This window comes from Pseudomonas sp. 13B_3.2_Bac1 (genome assembly GCF_025466205.1).
In the GTDB taxonomy this organism is placed as follows: domain Bacteria; phylum Pseudomonadota; class Gammaproteobacteria; order Pseudomonadales; family Pseudomonadaceae; genus Aquipseudomonas; species Aquipseudomonas fluorescens_H.
Genome location: NZ_JANLOG010000027.1, coordinates 1 through 343 on the forward strand (window position 1 = coordinate 1; position 343 = coordinate 343).

The window sequence follows — 343 nt, forward strand, 5'->3', positions numbered from 1 at the left end:
AGTGACGGTGGTCACGGCTGGCGTGGTGCTTGGTACCAGGTTCTCGAAGCTGCCACCGGTCGCGGTTTTGATCGTTGCCTGCACGGTGCCAGCGTCTTTGTAGACGTCGTCCGCTGGAGCAGGAACGGTGACAGTGCCGGTAGTTTTACCCGCGTCGATGGTGATCACGGCGCCGTTGCTCAGGGTCACAGTCACCGGCGAACCAGCGGCGTTGGTCAGCGTCGCGGTGTAAACGATCGAACCACCTTCGGCCACGGTACCGGTCGCGGTCAGCGACAGGTTGGTGGTGTCGATGGTGTCGGTGACGTTTGTCGAAACAGGCGTCTTGTCGGCAACGAGGTTC

1 protein-coding gene is annotated in these 343 nt (G+C 61.8%); it reads right to left on the reverse strand.

All coding sequences use genetic code 11. The features are described from left to right. Positions 1–343: immunoglobulin-like domain-containing protein (locus NTD85_RS04350; protein ID WP_262141509.1), on the reverse strand; the 343-nt coding region annotated here is incomplete at both ends.